3 protein-coding genes are annotated in these 5,337 nt (G+C 66.6%); 1 reads left to right on the top strand and 2 read right to left on the bottom strand.

Going from position 1 to position 5,337, the window contains the following annotated elements; genetic code table 11:
- Nucleotides 1-107: 107 nt before the first annotated feature.
- Nucleotides 108-1,103, top strand: coding sequence for an NAD(P)H-quinone oxidoreductase (locus AC3IFE_RS18450; protein WP_489191481.1), 996 nt, complete (start codon nt 108-110; stop codon nt 1,101-1,103).
- Between the two features lie 94 nt (nt 1,104-1,197).
- Here AC3IFE_RS18450 and opcM read toward each other — a convergent pair whose 3' ends face one another.
- Both opcM and ceoB read right to left on the bottom strand, forming a co-directional pair.
- The gene (gene opcM / locus AC3IFE_RS18445) at nt 1,198-2,733 is read right to left on the bottom strand and encodes a multidrug efflux transporter outer membrane subunit OpcM (protein ID WP_489191480.1); all 1,536 of its coding nucleotides are present in this window, start codon (nt 2,731-2,733) and stop codon (nt 1,198-1,200) included.
- Between the two features lie 10 nt (nt 2,734-2,743).
- Nucleotides 2,744-5,337, bottom strand: a 2,594-nt coding sequence (gene ceoB, locus AC3IFE_RS18440) for a multidrug efflux RND transporter permease subunit CeoB (RefSeq protein ID WP_489191479.1), incomplete at its 5' end; no start/stop codon positions are given.

Genomic DNA, 5,337 nt, shown 5'->3' with positions numbered 1-5,337 from the left:
TTTCCCGCGGCCATTTCCGCTTCCGCCGTGGCGCAGGCAACGCTGGGCGCACAACCTCGATCCGACGATCTCGCCGGTCATTCAGCTACGACGCAGGAAGGCATGAAATGAAAGCCATCACATTCAAGGAATTCGGCGAGGCCGAGGTTCTCGAACTGGCCGAAGTCCAGGCACCCGAGGTTCGGCCCGACGATCTGCTGGTACGCGTTCATGCCGCGGGCGTGAATCGCGCGGATCTGACACATCGGCGAGGCGGGTACGGCCGGCCGAACTTCGGCGACTCGACGATCATGGGGCTCGAAATCTCCGGGGAGGTAATCGAGACCGGAAGCACCGTGCAGGGTTACAAGGTGGGTGATCGCGTAATGGGCGTCGTGGGCGGCGGGGCCTATGCGGAACTGGCGCGCATTGACTGGAGAATGGCGATGCCCATTCCGGCAACGATCGACTACGTGCACGCGGCCGCCATACCGGAAGTTTTCGTCACCGCGCATGAAGCGTTGGTGCATCTGGGCCGCTTGCAGCGTGGCGATTCGGTGTTGATTCACGCAGCGGCGGGCGGGGTGGGTTCGGCAGCGGTCCAGCTCGCCTACGCAACCGGCGCGACGATATTCGCGACCGCCGAAGCGTCGAAACTGGAACGGATCGTTCAACTCGGCGTGGACCATGCGATCGACTACAACGCGCAGGATTTTTCGGAAGTCGTCGCAAGCAGCACAGGCAAACGTGGTGTCGATGTGGTCATCGACTTCGTGGGCGCGCCGTATTTTTCGCGGAATGTCGCGTCATTGGCAAACGGCGGCCGGCTGGTGCAGGTCGGCATCCTCGGCGGCGGCGGTGACGTGAGCGTTGCGCTCGATCAGGTCCTGTACCGTCATCTGCAAATCATCGGCACGGTGATGAAGTCGCGCGAGCCGCGCGAGAAACACGCGATGGTTCGGCGATTTCGCGAACATTGGCTGGACCGCTTCGCGGGAGGCGCGGGCCTCGAGCCGGTTGTCGACAGCGTGTTTCCTCTCGCAGATGCCGCGGCGGCTCATCGACGGATGGAGTCGGCCGTGAACGTAGGCAAGATCATCCTGGCGATGAACCCAAACGCCTGACGCCATAAAAAAAACCCGGCACACAGACCTCAGCCTGCATGCCGGGGTTCTTCGCTTCACGGCCGGCGAGCGACGAATCGCCCGCCGTTCGCGCTCATCGCGCAGCCACTTCCGCCTTGACGGCCCCCGCATCACCGACCGCCGTCGGCGCCGGGCCCCACCCGCCGCCCAACGCACGAATCAGATTGACGGTCGACACTGCCTGCGCACCCGTCAACTGGTTCGCCTGCAATTGCGACTGCAACACCGAGCGCTCGCTGTCGATCACATCCAGATACGCGACCTCGCCTTCCTGATACTGCGTGCGCGACAGCGTCGCGGCCCGACGCGACGCGTTGACGGCCGCATCCTGCGCGCGGATCTGGTCGTCGAGCAGGCGCAGATCGGCGAGATTGTCCTCGACCTCGCGGAACGCGACGAGCACCTGCTGCCGGTAGTTCGCGACCTGCTCGTCGTACTGCGCGCGCGCCTGCTGCACGCCTGCCGCACGCCGCCCGCCGTCGAACAGCGGCAGCGTCAGCGCGGTGCCGGCGAATGGCCCGAGCAGGAACGTGCGGCTCGACCACAGGAACAGGTTGCCGAGCGTCGACGCTTCATAGCCGAACGCACCCGTGATATCGAGTTTCGGGAAATACGCCGACTTCGCCAGCCCGATCCGCGCGTTCGCGGCCGCCATCGCGCGCTCGGCCGCCGCCACGTCCGGGCGCCGTTCGAGCAGCGCGGACGGCAGGCCCGGCGGAATCTTCACCGCGACCGGCACGATCGGCGTTTCCTTGAATGCGAAATCCGCCGGCGCCTTGCCGAGCAAAATGGCCAGCGCATGCTCCGACGCCGCGCGCCGGCGCGCGACGCCGACCGCATCGGCCTGCGCGCTCGCCAGTTCGTTCTTCGCGCGCGACACGTCGAGCTCGCTGATGTCGCCTTCGTTGAAGCGGCGCTGCACGAGCTTCAGCGCCTCCTCGCGCAACTCCACCGTGCGGCGGTACAGGTCCTGATCCGAATCGAGCTGGCGCAGTTCGAAGTAGTTCTGCGCGACGTCCGCCTGCAGCGCGAGCTGCACCGAGCGGAACAGCGCTTCGCTCTGCGCCTGGTCGGCACGCGACGCCTCGACGTTGCGGCCCACGCGGCCGAACAGGTCGGCTTCGTACGACACCGTGCCCTGCGCACGCCACAGCGTCGCGTTGGTCGGGCCCGTGCCCTGCGGCTGGAACTGCGACGCCGACGACAGCCCTTCGCGCGTCGGCCCGAACCCGGCGCCGATCTGCGGAAACCATTGCGAGCGCGCCGAACGGGTCGCCGCACGTGCTTCCTCCACTCGCGCGGCCGCGGCCTTCAGGTTCTGGTTCGCGGCGAGTGCCTGCGTCTCGAGCGAATCGAGCACCGGGTCGCCGAATACCTTCCACCATTCGCCGCGATGTTCGCTGTCCGACGGCTCGGCCGTCTTCCACGTGCCGGCCTGCTCGCCGGCGGCGAGGGCCGGCGCTTCCTTGAACGCGGCGGGCGCCGCCGCGTCCGGCCGCTTGTAGTCGGGGCCCACCGCGCACGCGGCGAGCAGCGTCGCGAGCAGGGTGCTCGCGGCCGCCACCTTCGCGAAGCGCATCAGGCCATTCGTGTTGTGCAAGTTATTCATTTTGTTGTCCTCAAGCATCGGGCGCCGGCACGCCGTACCCCGCCGAATCCTTGCCGGCGACGTGGATCTTGCCGCCCGCGAGCGTACGCAGCACGACGTAGAACACCGGCGTCAGCATCAGCCCGAACAGCGTCACGCCAAGCATCCCGAAGAACACCGCGACACCCATCGCATGGCGCATTTCCGACCCGGCGCCGGTCGACGTGACGAGCGGCACCACCCCCATGATGAAAGCGATCGACGTCATCAGGATCGGGCGCAGCCGCAGCCGGCTCGCCTCGATCGCGGCCTCGAGCGGCGTCCTGCCGTCGTGCTCCAGTTCACGCGCGAACTCGACGATCAGGATCGCGTTCTTCGCCGACAGCCCCACCAGCACCATCAGGCCGATCTGCGTGAAGATGTTGTTGTCGCCCTGCGTGAGCCACACGCCCGTCAGCGCCGACAGAATGCTCATCGGCACGATCAGGATCACCGCGAGCGGCAGCGTCAGGCTTTCATACAGCGCGGCGAGCACGAGGAACACGAGCAGCACGCTGATCGGGAACACGTACATCGCCGAATCGCCTGCCAGAATCTGCTGGTACGTGAGGTCGGTCCATTCGAACCGCACGCCGCGCGGCAGCGTCTCGTGCGCGATGCGTTCGATCGCGGCCTGCGCCTGGCCCGACGAGAAGCCCGGCGCCGGGCCGCCGTTGATGTCGGCCGCCGTGTAGCCGTTGTAGCGCACGACCATTTCCGGGCCGAACGTCGGCGTCACCGTCACCAGCGACGACAGCGGCACCATCTCGCCCTTGTCGTTGCGCGTCTTCAGCTGCAGGATGTCGTCCGCGCGCTGGCGGAACGGCGCATCGGCCTGCACGCGCACCTGGTACACGCGCCCGAAGCGGTTGAAGTCGTTCACGTACAGCGAACCGAGATACACCTGCATCGTGTTGAACACGTCGGTCACCGGCACGCCGAGCTGCTTCGCCTTCACGCGATCGAGATCGACGTTCAGCTGCGGCACGTTGATCTGGTAGCTCGTGAACAGCGGGCCGAGTTCAGGCGCCTGCTGCGCGCGCTTGATGAAGTCGTTGGTCGCGTCCGACAGCTTCGCGTAACCGACCGCGCCGCGATCCTCGATCTGCATCTTGAACCCGCCGAGCGTGCCGAGGCCCAGCACCGGCGGCGGCGGGAACACCGCGACGAACGAATCCTTCATCGCGCTGTATTTCTGGTTCAGCGCACCCGCGATCGCCCCCGCCGACAGCGCCTTGCCGTGCCGTTCCGCGAACGGCTTCAGCGTGACGAACACGATGCCCGCGCTCGAGCTGTTGGTGAAGCCGTTCACCGACAACCCCGGGAACGCGACCGCGCTCTCCACGCCCGGCTGCTTCAGCGCGATCGAGCCCATGTCGCGGATCACTTTCTCGGTGCGGTCGAGCGATGCACCGTTCGGCAATTGCGCGAACGCGATCAGGTATTCCTTGTCCTGCGCGGGCACGAAGCCGCCCGGGACGACCTTCGACACGAGCACCGTCGCCCCAACCAGCACGAGGTACACGCCGAGCATCAGCGTCTTGCGCGACAGCACGCCGCGCACGCCGCGGCCGTAGTTCTCCGCGCCGCGATGGAACACCTTGTTGAAGCCGCGGAAGAAGCCGCCGAGCACGCGGTTCATCACGCGCGTGAGCCAGTCTTCCTTGTCGCCGTGCCCCTTCAGCAGGATCGCGGACAGCGCCGGCGACAGCGTCAGCGAGTTGAACGCCGAGATCACGGTCGAGATCGCGATGGTCATCGCGAACTGCTTGTAGAACTGGCCGGTCAGGCCCGACATGAACGCGAGCGGCACGAACACGGCGACGAGCGTCAGCGCGATCGCGATGATCGGCCCGCTCACTTCCTGCATCGCCTTGTAGGTCGCCTGTCGCGCGTTCATCCCGCCCTCGATGTTGCGCTCGACGTTCTCGACGACGACGATCGCATCGTCGACCACGATCCCGATCGCGAGCACCATCCCGAACAACGACAGCGCGTTGATCGAATACCCGAACGCGAGCAGCAGCGAGAACGTGCCGATGATCGACACCGGCACCGCGATCAGCGGAATCAGCGACGCGCGCCAGGTCTGCAGGAACACGATCACGACGATCACGACCAGCGCGATCGCTTCGAGCAGCGTGTGCACGACGGCCTTGATCGACGAGCGCACGAACTGGGTCGGGTCATAGACGATCTTGTAGTCGACGCCCGCCGGCATATCCTGCTTCAGCTCGGCCATCGTCTTGCGCACTTCGTCCGAGATCTGCAGCGAGTTCGCGCCCGGCGACTGGTTGATCGCCATCGCGACGGCCGGCTTGTTGTCGAGCAGCGAGCGCAGCCCGTATTCGGACGCGTCGAGCTGGATCCGCGCGATGTCGCGCAGATACGTGACGCCGCCGTCCGGGGTCGTCTTCACGACGATGTCGCCGAATTCGTCTTCCGTCTGCAGACGGCCGCGCGCGTTCACCGACAACTGCAGCGGCGTGCCGGGCAGCGACGGCGACGCGCCGATCACGCCGGCCGCGACCTGCACGTTCTGCTCGCGGATCGCCTGCACGACGTCCTCGGCCGACAGCCCGCGCT

It is taken from the genome of Burkholderia sp. APQ4-4ca, from assembly GCF_057837105.1.
The sequence above is the reverse complement of the archived record's forward strand: the minus strand, read 5'-3'. Positions and strand labels throughout refer to the sequence as shown.

What these genes read in the sequence shown, in the direction of transcription:
- AC3IFE_RS18450 (WP_489191481.1), top strand. Translation starts at nt 108, where the DNA reads ATGAAAGCCATCACATTCAAGGAATTCGGCGAGGCCGAGGTTCTCGAA.
- opcM (WP_489191480.1), bottom strand. Translation starts at nt 2,733, where the DNA reads ATGAATAACTTGCACAACACGAATGGCCTGATGCGCTTCGCGAAGGTG.